Origin of the sequence: Sabulibacter ruber (assembly GCF_017355955.1) — a bacterium.
Classification (GTDB): Bacteria; Bacteroidota; Bacteroidia; order Cytophagales; family Hymenobacteraceae; genus Nibribacter; species Nibribacter ruber_A.
In genome coordinates, this window is the sequence record NZ_JAFFID010000115.1 from 1 (window position 1) to 279 (window position 279).

Below are 279 nucleotides of genomic sequence, written 5' to 3' on the forward strand. Positions count from 1 at the left end.
CCGTGCCCTTCATCATCGCGACCGAAGGGGCGCAGGTGGTCCAGCAGGAGGAGCGGTTCGACCTGCTGCGGACCTTCCGCGAGTTCGTGCAGTGGCGCAAGGGCGACGCCCTGCTGCTGGCCGAGGCCAACATCGAGCCCAAGGGCAACATGGAGTATTTCGGCCAGCACGGCGAGCGCATGCACATGATGTTCAATTTCCACGTCAACCAGCGCCTGTTCCTGGCGCTGGCGACGGCCGACACCGGACCGCTGGCCCAGGCCCTGAAGGACACCCGCT

General features: G+C 66.3%; 1 pseudogene. It reads left to right on the plus strand.

The features are described 5' to 3' along the window. Nucleotides 1–279 (plus strand): annotated as a pseudogene (locus tag JT719_RS24685) (trehalose synthase); the annotation flags it as partial.